Raw genomic sequence first — 15,664 nt, 5'->3', positions numbered from 1 at the left:
TGGTTGAGGCTTTCATACGAACCTGATCCTCCCCGTGAGTAGTTCCTGCATCATGCCCTGCTTGATGAATCTGGTTTTTTCTCGCCGCCGCTCCAAGGCGGCGATTTCGGCGTCCATGTCGGAGAGGACGGCGGCGATGGCGGTTTGTTCAGCATCTCCAGGCAGGAATATAGTAATATCTGCCAATGCTTTTGCGCTGATGTGAACGACCGCATCACCTTGTCCAAGACTGGCTTTTTGGCGGTTAACGGCCGGGGAATTTAAAGCGTACCCCAGAAAAATGGAGTTTACACTGCGTGGTCTTAAAACAACTATATCGCCGCCCGCATAGGCTTCCGTGTCATCAATAAATGCGACACACTTTCCAATCTCTTCTTTCGTCTCGCCAGATCCTGCAAACAGAAGATCACCGCTCTTTAGACTCGTTGCCGTTTCAGCTACTTCCTTTGAAATCCAGGAATGAAACTCTCGGATGAGGTCGTTATGGATCGTGTAAATTTCTCCATATCGCACACAAGGTAGTCGACCACTTTGCGCTTGGTCTCGAGATACTCCCTTGCCTTTGATAAAATCCCCGATTTCTCCCAACAGCTTTGTCTCCCACTCCCCGCTGAAGCTCGGCAGGCGGGTCTGGCCGGTGAGGAGTTGCTGCATGGTGGCCTGTTTGAGGTCGCGCTTTTTGGCGATAAGCTGGTCGAGCTTGGCCAGCAGGGCATCTACATCCGTCAGGGCGGCGGCAATGGCGCGTTGTTCGAGCGGCGGTGGATACGCAACGGGCATCGCAAGAAGAGAATCCTTTGCGATGTTTTTCATACTTCCGCTCGTCCCAGTGGCGAGTTCCTTGATTTGGCTCTTATAGGGTCTGCTGCTCAACAGGTAGTTGAGCCATCTGACATTGACTTTGCTTCCTGAACGGATGTGTGTCATCCACAACCGATCTGGAAGAAAAAGATTTGGGAAATCGGCAAACACGTAGCCACACTCTCCAACGAGGTCCGGCGTGTTCATCCTGCTTATGATGATTGTGTCGAAGCGCGGATTCAGCCTCGCGCGCCCAATGTCTCGCGGTGCTATTTTCTTGTTTTCGTGTGGCAGGAATCGTCCACCAATAACGGCCGAGGTTTTTAGAATGGCTTGATAATGTGCGTAGCTACGAATGTCTTCATCAACAGAATTGACGCTGACACCAGCTTCTAGCTGTTCGACTTCTTTACCCAAAGGCGCGAGCTCCCAATCCTCCGGGATCACTCCAACCTCGGTCAGCTTATAGCCCTTGGGTACCTGCGCCGCCTGTTGAGCCAGATATTCGGGGCTGGCCTCTTTTAATTCCATGCGAACCCCATCTGTTTCAGGTGCTTCTCCACCCGGGCGCCGGCGGCCTCCACCTCCGCCTCCAGCTTTGGCAACGGAGTGGCGTAGCGCTCGGCCAGTTGGCGGATACGGCCGGCCAGGGCCTGGCTGACCCGTTCCAGTTCGCCCTCAACCCTGGCTGCCAGGGTGGCCAGCCATTTGTCCTCCACCACCAGCGTCTTGACCTCGACTTCACCCAACTTGCCATAGCGGGCGTTTACCTTTTTATCGAGGGCCTTTTGCGCCTCTTTCACCATCTTGCCGGCAGCGGTCGCCTGGTCCATCAAGTCCAGGCACTGTTGCAGCAGAGCAATTTCCTCCGGTTCGGCGGCCCCGGGGCCGGCAGCTTGGACGGCGCTGAGGCGGGCTTTGACGGTGGCCTTGGTCAGTTTGCCCTTGTCGGTTTTGGCCTCGGCCAGCAACCCCTCTTCGCCGCCATGCTCCTCCTCCAGTTCCTCCAGTTGGCGGGCGATGGTATCCCGCCGCGCTTCCAGCTCCTCGATGGCGGCCCGTTCGGCGGCAAAGTAGCGGGCCACGATCAACTCGGGCGGAATCAGATCGAAGTTGGGCTTACCTCCCTGCTGGGCCTGCCAGCCGTCGCGGACCAGCATCCAGACATCATCCTGCATGGTTTCGGCCCAGTACTCCATCAGGTGCTGATAAACATCGTAAGGGTCGAGCAGCGGCAGCGGGCGGAAGGCTTCCAGCAGGGCCTCGGAAACCGTTTCGATCAGCAGTTTAGGCCGGTCGCCGATCTGAATCCCGGTGAGCAGAGGGGTGTTGTCCGTGCGCCAGCCGGCAAAGCACTGGTTCACTTGCTGCTTGAATGCGGCAAACTCCGGGTGGTCGAAGATGGTACTTCTCACCTCACCGATATCCACTCCGAGCTGATGGTAGCCGGGCCGGTCGCCGTTATGGAACAGCGCCTCGCGCACGGCGGGAAAGACCTGCCAGTAGGCGGCCAGGCCGTCAAGGTCGCGGCTGGGGATGCCGCCGTTGAGATGGGCGTCGATATCTTGCAGGTCTTCGGGCTCGCTGCTGTCGATGTAGCGTGGCAGGTTGAGGTTGAAGTCGTGGCCCTCGATCTCGGCCAACGGCACCATCCGGGCGTATTTGGGGATTTCCAGTTGGCGGTTGTTAATGATCACCCTAATGGAGCCACCCATGATCAGCTAATGGAGCCACCCTCAAGTGGCCATTTTGGGGCTCCGGACGGTTTTTAATTTTTGCCTTTTTTAACGTTTTCGGCAACCTCGTTTTTGGGGTATTTGGGCAGCGGCCTGGCCGCTCGAAAACTTTTGCCGTCCAAGAGCAGGGAGTAAGCGCCGTGGCGGATGCGGTCGATGGTGGCCGAGCCCAGCAGTTTATTGGGGAAGGCGTCGCCCCACTCGTTGAGATCCAGGTTGCTGGTGATGATGGTGGAACGGCGCTCGTAACGTTCTCCAATCAGATCATGGATATCCTCATCCTGGGGGGTACGCAGGGGTTTGAGGCCAAAGTCGTCAATGATCAGCAGGTCGACCTTGGCCAGGGCGTTAAGCCGCCGTTCATAGGCGTTGGTGGCGCGGGCGGCGTGGAGTTGGCCCAGCATCTTGGTCTGGGTGGTGAAGAGCACATCGTAGCCCATTCTGACCGCGCAGTGGCCGATGGCCTGGGCGATATGGCTCTTGCCGGTGCCGCAGGGGCCGACCACCAGCAGGTTGGCGCCCTCTTCCAGGAAACGGCAGGTGGCCAAGTCCATGATCAGGGCGCGGTTGATGTTGGGGTTGAAGGAGAAGTCGAACTCCTCCAGGGTTTTGTGGTTACGGAAGTTGGCCCGGCGGACACGCATGGCGAACTTGCGCTGGGAACGGCGGGCGACTTCGTCCTGTACCAGCATGGCCAGGAAGTCGGTGTAGGCCAGCTTTTCCTCGATGGCCTGGCGGTTTCTGGCTTCCAGGGAATCAAGGATGCCGGAGAGTCGCAACTGTTTGAGCATGGGGATCAGTTCGGGCATGGGGTTCATTAAGCTTCCTCCTTATCAGTGAAAAAGTTGTTGGCGCTGGAAGCGGCCCTGGCCGCGGTAGGCCACGCCGGCCGCCACCGGTTCCGTTTCCGGGGGCTGTTGGTCAAGCCCCTTGCCGAGGATGGTTTTGACCGTGATGTATTGGGGGCTGTCGTAGATCAGCGCCCGGTGACAGGCGGCTTCCAGCCGCTCCGGGCCGTATTTGCCGGCCAACCGGAGCACCCCCTGGGCCGCCCGGAGATGATCAACCACCCGGTGGCTCAACAGCCGCTTGACCAGGTGGTGGCAGCGGGGACCGATCTCACCGGCCTGTTTGAGGCACCACTGGGGATCGCGCATCAGGTAGGCGACGGCGTCCGGTGGTAGGTGGTCGACACAGGTGGCCTTCTGGCCGGGTCGGGCACAGCGGGGATGGACCGCCACCTGTTGATGCTGGTGGTAGATCTTGACGGTGGTTTCCGTCGCCTTGACCCACAGCTTTTTGTGCACCAGCTTGAAGGGGGCGGAGTAGTAGGCTTTGTCGAACTGGAGATGGCAGTTGCCGTGCAGCTTGTGCTCGGCCCAAACCGCCAACTCCGGGGCCACGGCGGGCAAAGGTTTAAGAAAAGCCTTCTCCGCCTCGGCGAACATGACCAGCGGCTTTTGCTTGGTGGTGCCGTGGCTACGGTTGCCGGCCGTTGCCAGCACCCACTCCTTAAGCTGACGATTGGCGTCGACCAAGCTACGGAACTCGCGCAAGGGCAGGAAGTTGTTTTTGACGTATTTGACGCCGGATTCCACCCGCCCCTTCATCTGGGGTTGGCGCGGCGGGCAGGGCGAGATCAGAAAGCCGTAACCTTCGGCAAACTCGGCGTAGGAACGGTTCACCGCCGGATCGTGCCAGCAGGCCTTGATGATCCCGGCCTTGAGGTTGTCGATCATCACCTTGGCCGGCACCCCGCCGAAGAACTCGAAGGCCCGGCGGTGACAACCCAGCCAGGTCGCCACCTTCTGGTCGCGGACGATCTCGGCGTACTGGTGCCGGCTGAAGGCCAGGGTCATGACGAACACCCAGGTGGAAAACGGCTTGCCGGTCTGGGAATCAAGCAGCTTGGGGCCGGAACCGAAGTCCACCTGGGCCGCTTCGCCGGGAGCAAAGTCCAGCATTACCGTGGCTTGAGGGTTGTCCTCTTTGAGGGTCTTAAGAAAACGTCTGACCGAGGAGTAGCTGCCGGTAAAGCCATGCTCACGCACCAGGGCCTGGTACATGGTGGTGCCGTTGATCCCGGCCGCCTGCCAGGTCTTGAGCTGCTCCTGGTACGGCAGCAGCATCGGCACCGCCGATTCGCCCGGGGCCGGCAGCGCGAGCACCTTGGCCAGCTCGGCATCATCCGGCAACTCTTGGGCGGGATCGAGCCAGCCCTGCTGCTGAGCCAAGGCCCGTAACTGCGCGGCCTTGCGGCGGCCCATCAGCTTAGCCTTGGCGATCTGGCGGTCGGATTGAACCGACCGCATTTGGGTAAGAACTTGACGGTATTGAAACATCTCGAACCTCCTGTTGGCCATCGGCTATCCCTCCTGAAAATGGGTTTTTCAGGGGGATATAGCCGATCCGCAGAAAGTCCGGGACCCGTTTATGAACTTAAGGGAAGGGGTGGCGCCATTAGCTGATCCGCAAGTGGCTCCATTAGCTGATCACGCCATGGCTCCATTAGCTGATCACGCCATGGCTCCATTAAGCTGATCCTTAACTGGCTCCATTAGCTGATCACGAAGTGGCTCCATAGGGGTGATCATTAACAGCGGTTGAAGGTGTCGACGATCTTGTGAATGTCCTGGGAGCGCAGCCGGTTCTTGTTGCCGTCCTTGACGAAGCCCTTGCTGGCGTCCACCATGAAGATTCCCTTGCGGCCGGCCGCGCCCTCCTTGTCCAGCACCAGGATGCAGGCGGGGATGCCGGTACCGTAAAAGAGGTTGGCAGGCAGGCCGATGATCCCCTTGATAAAGCCCTGCTTGATGATTCGCTTGCGGATGGCCGCCTCGGCCCCGCCACGGAACAAAACGCCATGGGGGTGAATGACCGCCCCCTTGCCGGTGCTTTTGAGACTGGCCAGGATATGCAGAAGAAAGGCGTAGTCGCCATTCTTAGCCGGGGGGGTGCCGTACTGGAAGCGGCCGTAAGGATCGTTGGCCGGATCCAGGCCGCTGGTCCAGTTCTTGTTGGAGAAGGGGAAATTGGCGACCACGAAATCGAAGGCCTTGAGGCTGCCGTCGGGGTTGGTGAAATGGGGGTCGGAGAGGGAGTTGTCCTGCCAGATTACTGCTGTCGGGCAGTCGTGTAGCACCATGTTCATCCGGGCCAGGGCGCAGGTGGCGTTGTCCCACTCCTGGCCATAGAGGGCCAGGTCGAAGCCGGTGCGGCCTTTCGCCTCGTCGTGGACCTTGAGCAGCAGTGAGCCGGAGCCGCAGGTCGGGTCGTAGATGGATTGCAGCCCGCTTTTGGCCCGGTTCAGGTCGATGACCATGGCCATCACCCGGGAAACCTCCGCCGGGGTGTAGAACTGGCCCTTGCTCTTGCCCGACTGGGTGGCAAAGTGGCGCATCAGGTATTCGTAGGCGTCGCCCAGCAACTCGTCGCCGTCGGCGCGGTTGCCGTTGAAATCCAGCCCCTCGAAGATGGCCACCAGCTTGCTCAGCCGGTCCACCATCGCTTTGCCCTTGCCAAGCTTCTCCTCGTCGTTGAAGTCGGCGACGTTGATCGCGCCCTTGAGGCTCTCGTTGGCATCGGCCAGGCGGCCGATGATCTTGTTGATTTTGTCGCCGATCTCCTTGTCGCCCTTGGCCGCCACCATGTCGGCAAAGCTGCCGCCGGTCGGCACCTCGATCAGGGCGTCGGGGTCGCCGGCGTACTTGTCGGAGACGTATTTGACAAAGAGCAGCACCAGGACGTAGTCCTTGTACTGGCTGGCATCCATGCCGCCCCGCAGTTCATCGCAAGAGCGCCAGAGGGAAGAGTAGAGTTCGGATTTTTTTAACGCCATGCAGGGGCCTTTGTTTATTGCTCAACGACAGAATCGTATGGAAAGGGGTAATCTTATATAATCCAAACTGATTTTGCTCGCCTTTGAATTTTCGTTTGGTACGCGGACAGGGAAGCCCTGGCTGGCAAGGTTTGAGTCAATACCTTGCCATTAAGCTCAGGGTGCCGGGATGGATGTCGCCGCCTGCTCGTTCAGGCGTTTTTTTACGCCGGGGAACAGCTCCAGGTCGGTGTGGGGGAGGAATTGGGAGGCAGTGTACTGCTCCTGGAAGGCGGTGACCTCGGAGAGCTCGAAGCTGGTGAGCTTGCGCACCACCGCCACCACGTCCCGGCGGATATGGTTGCTCATGGCGCTCATCCAGGCCCCCATTAACGAGCCGTTGCCCACATAAAGGAATTTCTCCGGGGCGATTTCCGGCAGCAGCCCCACGGTCATGGCGGCATCCAGGTCCAGGTAGCTGCCGAAGGCCCCGGCCAGGATCACCTGCTCCAAGTCGCCGATGGCCAGCCCCACCTCCTCCACCAGGGTCTTGACCCCGGCAAAGATGGCCGCCTTGGCCCGCATGAAGTTTTGAATATCCACCTCGTTAAGCACGATATCGTGCTCCACCCCGGCCTCCTGCTGCCGGACCAGCACGTATTCCCAGCCGCTGCGCCCCTCCCGCAGGCGGTCGGTGGCAAGTTCCCGCTGAAAACGCCCCCGGCTGTCCAGCACCCCGCAGGTGAAAAGGGCGGCCACCAGGTTGAGCAGCCCCGAGCCGCAAATTCCCACCGGCGGCCGGTTGCCCACGGTGGTTAGCAGGGGCTCCAGGGTCTGGGGGTCGATGGCCACATCCTCGATGGCCCCTTGGGCCGCCCGCATCCCGTGGGTGATGCCGCCGCCTTCAAAGGCCGGCCCCGCCGAGCAGGCGGCGCAGACCAGCCATTCCCGGCTGCCGATGACGATCTCGGCGTTGGTGCCGATGTCGAGATAAAGGGTCAGCTTGTCGGTGCGGTACATGCCCGAGCCCATCACCCCGGCCACGATATCGCCGCCCACGTAGCTGGAGACCGCCGGGTAACAAAGCGCCACCGCGTGCTGGTCGAGTTTGAGTCCCAAATCGGCGGCCCGCACCGGCGGCAGGAAGGTGCTGGCCGGCACGTAAGGGGCCCGGCGGATGTGGCTGGGGTCCAGCCCCAGCAGCAGATGGGTCATGGTGGTGTTGGCGGCGATGGTGATGGAGCTGATTTCCTCGCGGCGCACCGCGCCCCGGGCCGCCTCTTCCGGCGGGTGGGCTTTGGCCAGCAATTTATCCAGCACCTGGTTGATGGTGTTGACCGCCAGCTCCTGCATCCGTTCCAGCCCCTGGGGTTTTTCGGCGTAAATGATCCGCGAGATCACGTCTTCGCCGTAGCTGAGCTGGCCGTTGTAAGCCCCGTCCCGGGCCAGGACCTTGCCGCTTTCCAGGTCCACCAGGATGCCGTAGATGGAGGTGGTGCCCAGGTCGAAGGCCAGGGCGAAGTTGCGGCGGGTCCAGTTGCCGGGCTGGATGTCCATGACGAAATTTTTCCCGCTGTGCACCGGTCGGGCCACGGTGACGGTGGCCCGGAAATCGTCGGCCCGCAGGGCGGCGGGAATTTTTTTCAGCACCGGCAGGGTGATCACCATCCGGTGTTCGTCGTACTGGCTGCTTAAGCTGTTGATGATCCGGCCGGCGTCGGCCATGTTGTCGGCGTGGCCGGGGCGGGGCAGTTCCAGGAAAAATTTTTCCACCGGCGGCAGGAACAGCCCGTGTTCACGCAGCTCTTCAATGTCGTAAACATGCATCCGGGCTCGGTTGCGGCCCGCCACTTCCCCCCGCCCGCCGGTGGTCAGGCCGCCCTTGCCCAGGCCCGATTCCACCGGGATCCGCACCACCGTGTCGCCGGTGATTTCAGCCCCGCAGGCCAGGCGGTGGCCCTGCTGAAAATCCGCCGGGCTGATCTTCTCGCTGGCCCCCCCGTTCACCGCCCCTTGCTCGATAATAACCCGGCAGCGGCCGCAGGTGCCGTCGCCGCCGCAGGAAGCGTTGACATGCAGCCCCAGCCGCCGGGCGGCCTCCAGCAGGGTTTCGCCGCCGGCGGCGGTTACCGTCCGGTTGCCGGGCTCAAAGGTGATACGGTATGACGCTGGCTGCTGTTGGTTCATTGGCCTTAACCCAGTTCCATGATTTCCAGTTGCCGCAACTGGGCCAGGGTGTACACCGGGCCATCGACGCAGACCAGGTGGTGGTCCAGGTGGCAGTGGCGGCAGAGGCCGAGGCCGCATTTCATCTGGCGCTCCAGGGTGGTGATGATCTGTTCGGGGGCAACCCCGGCTTGGGCGGCTTGCCGGCAGACGGCCCGGATCATCGGCGGCGGGCCGCAGATCAGGACGCTGCTCTGTTCCGGCTCCAGCTGCAGGTCGGCCAGCAGGTCGGAGACCAGCCCCACCGCTCCGTTCCAGCCCGGTCCCCCCTGGTCCACGGTGAGCCGGCAGTCCACCTGCCGCCCGGCCTGCCAGCGGGCCAGGTCGGCGCTGAAGGCAATGTCATCCGGGGTGCGGCTGCCGTAGAGCAGGGTGAGGGGGCCAAAATCATCCGGCCGGGCCAGGCAGCTTTCCAGCACCGACCGCAAGGGGGCCAGGCCGATGCCGCCGGCCACAAACACCAGCCGGCGGCCCTTTAGCGCCGCCATGGGGAAGGGGCGGCCATAGGGCCCCCGCAGGCCCACTTCCGCTCCCACCGGCAGCCGGTGCAGGGCGGAGGTCAGCAGCCCCACCTTGAGCACGCTGAGGCGCAGCTTGGGCTCCTGGGGCGAAGAGGCCAGGGAAATGGGCGCTTCGCCGCAGTGGGGTACCGACACCATTACAAATTGTCCCGGCTGGTAAGCCGAGGTCGTCGCCTGGTCGGAAGCCGCCGGCCAGGCCTCCAGGGGCTCGAGCACGAAGGTTTTGATCCGCTGGTTTTCCTCGATGATCTCGCTGATCACCGCCCGCCCGGGGCGGTAGGGATCGATCATCGTTCCTCCGGATTGCTGGGCTTGGTTGTTCATCTTCCCGCCAGGTTGATAAAGTGCAGGATATCGGTGCCGCCGAAGCAGACCCCCACGCAGCGGCCGCAGCCCATGCAACTGGGCCGGCCGTGTTTCTTTACATCCAGTTCCAGCTTGTGCCGGAAACGTTGGCGTAGCTTGTCCTTGGCCGGTTGTACCGGGTTGTGGCCGCCGGCCATGGCGGTGAAGCCGGTGGCGGTGCAGGCGTCCCAGAGCCGCCAGCGCCGGCCTTGCCGCTGGTTTTGCGCCTCATCGACAATGGTGAAGCAACTGCAGGTGGGGCAGAGGTAGGCGCAGCCGTTGCAGTCCTGGCAGCGGCTCGCCACTTCTTCCCAGACCCCCGGCGGGGTGGCGTTGGCCGCCAGCCGTTTGATGGCCTGGTCGGCATGCACCTGGCGGAGGAAGCTGCCGCGCGCTTCCAGGTAAAGCTGAAAGCGGCGGTTGCGCTCTTCGGCCGGGGCCGGGCGGAAAAAGTGGGGCCAGCGTTTGATGATCTCCGCCCCTCGGGCGCGCCCCACCTCCACCAGAAACTCCCGCCCCAGGTCGGTGAGCTGCAGGTCGCTGCCATCCTCCAGGAAAGGCCCGGCCTTGACCGCGGCGCAAAAGCAGTCGGCAAAGGGCTGGTTGCAGTTGAGCCCGATCAGCAGGCTGTTTTCCCGCCGCCGGCGGTAACCCGGCTCCCGCCGGCCGGGCAAAAAGATTACGTCCAGGTAGAGCACGGCGTTGAGGTCGCAGGGGCGGACCCCGAAAAAGAGGGTGGCGGGGATGTCGGTGGCCGGTTCCCGGAAGTGGTAGCCACCCTGCTCGTCCACCCGGTAATCATAGAGGAGCTCCCGCTGGGGAAAAAGAAAATCTTTCAACGAGTTTTGCGGTTGCCGCTGTAAGTCCGGCGCGGTGGCCACCGGGTCGGCGATTTCCTGGAACAGGGTATCGCCGTAGTCGTTGGTAACCGGGGCCACCAGCCGGTATTCCTTGCCCAGGCGGCGGAGCAGGGGAGGGAGGTGGTCGCGGCTGAGCAGGTACTGTTCACTCATCGTCGCCTCCTTTGTCCCCTTGGTTGCCATGGTCCCCTTGGCCCCTTTGGCTCTTTGTACCCCCGTTACCCTTTTGGTCTCCTTGGCTCTCTTTCCCTTCCTGGGTTGGCGTGGAGATTTTCTCCAGCCGCACCGCGCAGATTTTGTATTCCGGGCAGCGGGCCCGCCGGTCGCTGGCGGTGGTGGTGAGGTTGTTGATGGGGGCCTCGGCGAAGTGAAAATTGCCGTAGACCATGCCGGGGGGAACGGTGTCGGTCAACTCCGCCGCAAGTTCCACTTGCCCCCGGCGGGAGTGCAGCCTTACCGGCTCACCATCGGTGACCTGGTAGGCGTTGGCGTCTTGGGGGTTGATCTGCAGCCGGGCCCGGCGGCATTCCCGGTTGAGGATGGCGCTGCGCCGGGTCATGCTCCCGGTGTGGTAGTGGTGGTAGGCCCGGCCGGTGTTGAACAGCAGGGGATAGTCGGCATCGGGCGTTTCCGCCGGGGGCTGGTGCTCCACCACGGCAAAGCGGCCCCGGCCGCGGGTAAAGTAGTACTTGTGCAAAAACGGGGTGCCGGGGTGCTGCCGATCCCAGCAGGGCCATTGCAAACCATGGCCGCCGGCCAGCCGGTCGTGGTAGATGCCGCCGTAGATGGGGGTCAGCAGGGCGATCTCTTCCATTACCTCCGCCGCCGACTGGTAATCCATGGGGTAGCCCATTTTGCCGCTTAAAGCGGCGATGATCTCCAGGTCGCTTCTGGCCTGCCCCGGCGGCGCCACGGCGCGGTTGATCAACTGCACCCGGCGTTCGGTGTTGGTGAAGCAGCCCTCTTTTTCGGCAAAACAGGCGGCGGGGAAGACCACGTCGGCTTGGGCGGCGGTTTCGGTGAGGAAGATATCGCTGACCGCCAGGAAGTCGAGCCGGCGGAAATTTGCCGCCACACCGTTGAGGTCGGGGTCGCTGAGCAGCGGGTTTTCGCCCATGATCAGCAGGGCGCGAACGGTGCCGGCTTGCTGATTACCGTTTTCGGGGCTGTCCGGTTCGCGGCCGTGGGTCATGGCCAGCAGGGTGCACCCCGGAGAAGCCGGCGGTTCCACTCCCCAGGCGGCGGCAAAGCGCTGCCTGGCCGTCGCGTCGGTCACCGGCTGGTAGCCCGGCAACATTCCCGGCAGGGCTCCCATGTCGCAGGCCCCCTGCACGTTGTTCTGACCCCGCAGCGGGTCCACCCCGGCCTCTTCCTTTTCCACGTTGCCGGTGAGCATGGCCAGGTTGGCCAGGGCCTCGACGTTGGCCGTGCCGCAGACATGCTGGGTAACCCCCAGGCAGTAGCAGATCACCGCCTTGCCGGCCCGGCCGTAAAGCAGGGCGGCCTGGCGCAGCTTTTCGGCGGTAAGGCCGGTCTGCCGGTAAACTTCTTCCAGGTCCAGCCGATAAAGGTAATCCCGCAGGGCGAAGAAATTTTCCGTGCGCAGTTCGATGAACAGGTCGTCGGCCAGGTTTTCATCGAGGATGATCTTCATCAGGCCGTTGATCAGCGGGATGTCGCTGCCGGGCCTGAGGTCCAGGTGCAGGTCGGCCAGCCGGGCGATGGTGGTGTAACGCGGGTCGATGACGATCACCTTGGCGCCGCGATCCCTGGCGGCATAAATCCGTCGCGCCACTTGGGGGTGGGCCTCGGTGGTGTTGGAGCCGGAGATCAGGATAACCTCGGCGCCCTCGATTTCGTTGATGGAATTGGTCATCGCCCCGCTGCCGAAGGTGGTGGCCAGACCGGCCACCGTGGGGGCGTGTCAGAGCCGGGCGCAGTGATCGATGTTGTTGGTCTTGAGCACCGCCCGGGTGAATTTCTGCAGCAGGTAATTCTCCTCGCTGGTGCACTTGGCCGAGGCCAACACCCCCAGGGCCGAGGGCCCGTGCCCGGCGCCGACGCGACCCAACTCGGCGGCGCAGAAGTCCAGGGCCTCATCCCAGCTCACCGGCACCAGCCGGCCGTTTTGGCGCATAAGGGGAGAGGTGAGGCGCTCGGGGTGGCTGATGATCTCCGGCAACTGCCACCCCTTAACGCACAGGTTGCCCCGGGAAACCGGATGCCGGCGGCTGGGGAGCACCCCGGTTATCTGCTCGCCTTCACGGCGCAGGTACAGCCCGCAGCCGCAGCCGCAGTATGGGCAGATGGTGAAGACGTTTTCGCTCAAAGCCCTGCGGTCTCCCCAGCTATGATGTTACTTTTTGCTCTTGCAACCGCCGCCGCATTTTTTGGCCGGGGCGGCGGCCTCATTCTTCAGCATGCAGCCCAATTCGCCGCACTGCGGGCATTTTTTGGGTTTGCATCGTCCCTCTTTGGTGGCGCCACATTTTTCGCATTTGAATACAGCCATTTTGCACTCTCCTAAGTTTTGGTATTTGCTTGCAAGCGTGGCCGGCGCGTGGCCGGCGGCTAATTTTTGCTGTTTTAGCATCATAGCCTTCTCCTGGTCGTTACGGCAAGTGACAAATCCATGCTGTTAATGGATTCGTCAAGCTAATCCGACGGCCGTAACCCAGCTTTTGGTAGCGCATGGCGGGAGCTTTGCCCCGGCAGGGTGGTGGCCAAGCAATAAGTGCGGTTTTCCTGCTTTGCCGTCAGCCAACTTCATTGTAGTATAATGGCACCCGGTTTTGCTTGTGCCTATTTGTCTGTTGAAAAAACCATGCTTTTTTTAAAATCGACCGGTCGGCGCCGCTCTTGGTCAGCCTCGCCTATTCGTATAAAGCAAGTGTACTTTTGTTGCATACGCTCTTTGTTTTTGGGCCCTGTGCAGCCACAGGGCATGTTGGGCGATAACGCTTTAGCTGGCTGATGTGTTGGTCGTCATGTCGTCGACTGCCAACAACTGTTTCATCAGCTATAAACCGCTATACCAGGGAGAAATTGATGTCTCTGCAACCGGAACGCCTGGCGGAAATCTTTGTTCGCCTGTGTGAAATAGACAGCCCTTCGCGGCAGGAAGGGAGGGTGGCTGCTTTTTTGAAGGGATTGTTTGCCACCGAGTTTAACGCGGAAATCCTTGAAGATAATTCTGCCCCTTTCACCGGCTCCGACACCGGCAATCTGGTGATCAGGATTCCCGGCCGGCGAGGGGGGCTGCCCCCTTTTTTCTGCAACTGTCACCTTGATGTGGTGGAGCCGGCCTGCGGGGTTAAGGTGCGCCGCCAGGGGGAAACCTTCACCAGCGCCGGGGCCACGGTTTTGGGGGCCGATGACAAGGCGGGGATTGCCATGCTGGTTGAGATGGCTCGCTCGCTTAAAGAAGATGGCCTTCTGTGGTCCCCTTTAGAGTTTGTTTTTACCACCTGCGAAGAAATTGGCCTGCTGGGGGCCAAGAACTTTGATTTCTCTCTGCTGCGGGCCGACACCGGCTATGCCCTGGACAGTGCCGGTTTCGACTTGGCGGTGGTGGCTGCGCCCGCCGCCAATCACTTTACCGCGCGAGTACATGGTCTGGCAGCCCATGCCGGGCTCCATCCTGAAACCGGGATCAACGCCATTCAACTGGCCTCACGCGCTCTGGCCGATTTATCCCTGGGGCGCCTGGATGATGAGAGTACCGCCAATATCGGGGTGATTGCCGGTGGCAAGGCCACCAATATCGTACCCGATCTGGTGACCATGGAGGGCGAGGTGCGCAGCCATGATCCCGACAAGCTTGCCCACCATACACAGCATATTAAAGATGTTTTTCACCGCACCGTCAGCAAGTACGGCAGCCTCGCGCCCACTTCCGGACCTCCGCGTGGGGCGGCCGAGTTTTCGTTCACCATTGAAGAGCAGTTTCCGGCCATGAAGCTGAAGCAGGGCGACCCGGTGTTGCAGCGTTTGCGCCAGGCAGCTGACCAGTTGCGCCGTCGTCTGGAATTTACCGTGGCCGGTGGTGGCAGCGATGCCAACATTTTTTCCGCCCACGGTTTCCCCACCGCCATTTTAGGCACCGGCATGACCGATGTTCACACCACCGATGAGTCTGTAACCCTCACTGCTCTGGTGCGAACCACTGAGCTGCTGCTGGCCATGTATCGACTCTCCCAAAACGATTAATTTTTTTGCCAAACCTGTTTGGTGATATCTATATCGGGTTGATGTTGTATTGTTAATTGCTTTGTTTCACGTGAAACAGCGCCTAAAGTGTCTGTTGTGCGAGTTGCCAAAGCAGGGTATTAATGACCTGTAGGCCATCGGCAATGGCAGGGGGTTGAGCCGCTGCGACTGTTGGCATGCACTGGGGCTGATAACTTGCCGGTTTAACGGGCCTGTGGCCGCGCCGCGGTGCTGTTTGAGGCTTGCGGTTGACCACATGGGTCAACGGGTTAAGTGGTTGCGGGGTGCCTGAATTTTACCACATGGGGGTGCGCGGAATGGTGCTCAATGAACGGCGGGCCAAGGTGGTGGCCATGGCAAACCAGAAAGGGGGGGTGGGGAAAACCACCACCGCCATCAACCTCGCCGCTTCGGTGGCCGCGCTGGGCAAGAGGGTACTGGTGGTGGACTCGGACCCCCAGGGAAATGCCTCCAGCGGCTTGGGGTGGGATAAGCAGTCCTCTCAGGGGGGGGAGGAAGAGGCGCTGCACCTTTATCACTGTCTGCTGGATGGCGTTCCAGCCCGGGAGGCCATCGTGACGGTGGCCGACCTGAAAGGGAAGCTGGGGGTGCTGCCAAGCCGTATCGATCTGATCGGGGTTGAAGTGGAGCTGATGGGCGCCAGCAAGCGGGAACGCTACCTGGAAAACCTGTTGGACCCGGTGATGGACGAGTACGATTATGTTTTCGTAGATTGCCCACCGTCGCTGGGGTTGTTGACCATCAATGCCCTTACCGCCGCGGACTCGGTGATTATCCCGCTGCAGTGCGAGTATTTTGCCCTGGAAGGTTTGAGCCAACTGGTTAGAACCATTCGCTTGGTCAAAAACTCCTACAATGAACGCCTGGTTATCGAGGGGGTTTTGCTGACCATGTTTGACGGCCGCAACCGCTTGACGCATCAGGTTGCCTCGGAGGTCAACGAGCACTTCAAGGGACGGCTGTACAAGACTGTGATCCCGCGCAACGTCAGGCTAAGTGAGGCGCCCAGCTACGGTAAGCCGGCCCTGCTGTATGACCGGCGCTCCAGCGGGGCCGTCAGTTACCTGCAACTGGCGAAAGAGTTTCTGCGGCACCAAAAAAAATCCTGAACATGGTTAACCGCTTGGC

General features: G+C 61.4%; 10 protein-coding genes and 2 pseudogenes. 2 read left to right on the top strand and 10 right to left on the bottom strand.

Features of this window, described 5'->3' with window-relative positions; all coding sequences use genetic code 11:
• Positions 1-12 precede the first annotated feature (12 nt).
• From DAAHT2_RS10255 to DAAHT2_RS10205, 10 genes and pseudogenes are all read right to left on the bottom strand, one after another.
• Positions 13-1,332: a restriction endonuclease subunit S gene (locus DAAHT2_RS10255; protein WP_013164217.1), complete on the bottom strand. Its 1,320-nt coding sequence runs from the start codon at positions 1,330-1,332 to the stop codon at positions 13-15.
• Positions 1,323-2,498, bottom strand: coding sequence for a hypothetical protein (locus tag DAAHT2_RS10250; protein ID WP_162014303.1), 1,176 nt, complete (start codon positions 2,496-2,498; stop codon positions 1,323-1,325). The genes DAAHT2_RS10255 and DAAHT2_RS10250 overlap by 10 nt, the downstream gene beginning before the upstream one ends.
• A 71-nt stretch (positions 2,499-2,569) precedes the next feature.
• A complete protein-coding gene (gene istB / locus DAAHT2_RS10245) occupies positions 2,570-3,355 on the bottom strand; it encodes an IS21-like element helper ATPase IstB (RefSeq protein ID WP_013162572.1) in 786 nt (261 codons plus the stop codon).
• Between the two features lie 15 nt (positions 3,356-3,370).
• The gene (gene istA / locus DAAHT2_RS10240) at positions 3,371-4,879 is read right to left on the bottom strand and encodes an IS21 family transposase (RefSeq protein ID WP_041718761.1); all 1,509 of its coding nucleotides are present in this window, start codon (positions 4,877-4,879) and stop codon (positions 3,371-3,373) included.
• A 257-nt stretch (positions 4,880-5,136) separates the two neighbouring features.
• Positions 5,137-6,375, bottom strand: a pseudogene (locus DAAHT2_RS10235) (type I restriction-modification system subunit M); the annotation flags it as partial.
• Between the two features lie 156 nt (positions 6,376-6,531).
• Entirely contained in the window at positions 6,532-8,541 is a 2,010-nt protein-coding gene (locus DAAHT2_RS10230) for an ASKHA domain-containing protein (RefSeq protein WP_013164216.1), read from the bottom strand.
• Between the two features lie 5 nt (positions 8,542-8,546).
• Positions 8,547-9,425 (bottom strand): FAD/NAD(P)-binding protein, encoded by an 879-nt coding sequence (locus DAAHT2_RS10225; RefSeq protein WP_218915005.1) that lies wholly within the window; start codon positions 9,423-9,425, stop codon positions 8,547-8,549.
• A complete protein-coding gene (locus DAAHT2_RS10220) occupies positions 9,422-10,459 on the bottom strand; it encodes a 4Fe-4S dicluster domain-containing protein (RefSeq protein ID WP_013164214.1) in 1,038 nt (345 codons plus the stop codon). Before DAAHT2_RS10220 ends, DAAHT2_RS10225 begins: the two co-directional genes overlap by 4 nt.
• A 115-nt stretch (positions 10,460-10,574) precedes the next feature.
• Positions 10,575-12,635 (bottom strand): annotated as a pseudogene (gene fdhF / locus DAAHT2_RS15285) (formate dehydrogenase subunit alpha); the annotation flags it as partial.
• Positions 12,636-12,662: 27 nt separating this feature from the next.
• On the bottom strand, positions 12,663-12,902 hold the full coding sequence (locus DAAHT2_RS10205; protein WP_013164211.1) for an RCKP-type rubredoxin-like domain-containing protein: 240 nt from the start codon (positions 12,900-12,902) through the stop codon (positions 12,663-12,665).
• Between the two features lie 452 nt (positions 12,903-13,354).
• Here DAAHT2_RS10205 and DAAHT2_RS10200 point away from each other — a divergent pair, with 452 nt between their 5' ends.
• Positions 13,355-14,515 (top strand): M20/M25/M40 family metallo-hydrolase, encoded by a 1,161-nt coding sequence (locus DAAHT2_RS10200; protein ID WP_013164210.1) that lies wholly within the window; start codon positions 13,355-13,357, stop codon positions 14,513-14,515.
• A gap of 317 nt (positions 14,516-14,832) precedes the next feature.
• Positions 14,833-15,645, top strand: coding sequence for a ParA family protein (locus DAAHT2_RS10195; protein ID WP_013164209.1), 813 nt, complete (start codon positions 14,833-14,835; stop codon positions 15,643-15,645).
• Positions 15,646-15,664: the final 19 nt, after the last annotated feature.

Source organism: Desulfurivibrio alkaliphilus AHT 2 (genome assembly GCF_000092205.1).
GTDB classification, from domain to species: domain Bacteria; phylum Desulfobacterota; class Desulfobulbia; order Desulfobulbales; family Desulfurivibrionaceae; genus Desulfurivibrio; species Desulfurivibrio alkaliphilus.
The sequence above is the reverse complement of the archived record's forward strand: the minus strand, read 5'-3'. Positions and strand labels throughout refer to the sequence as shown.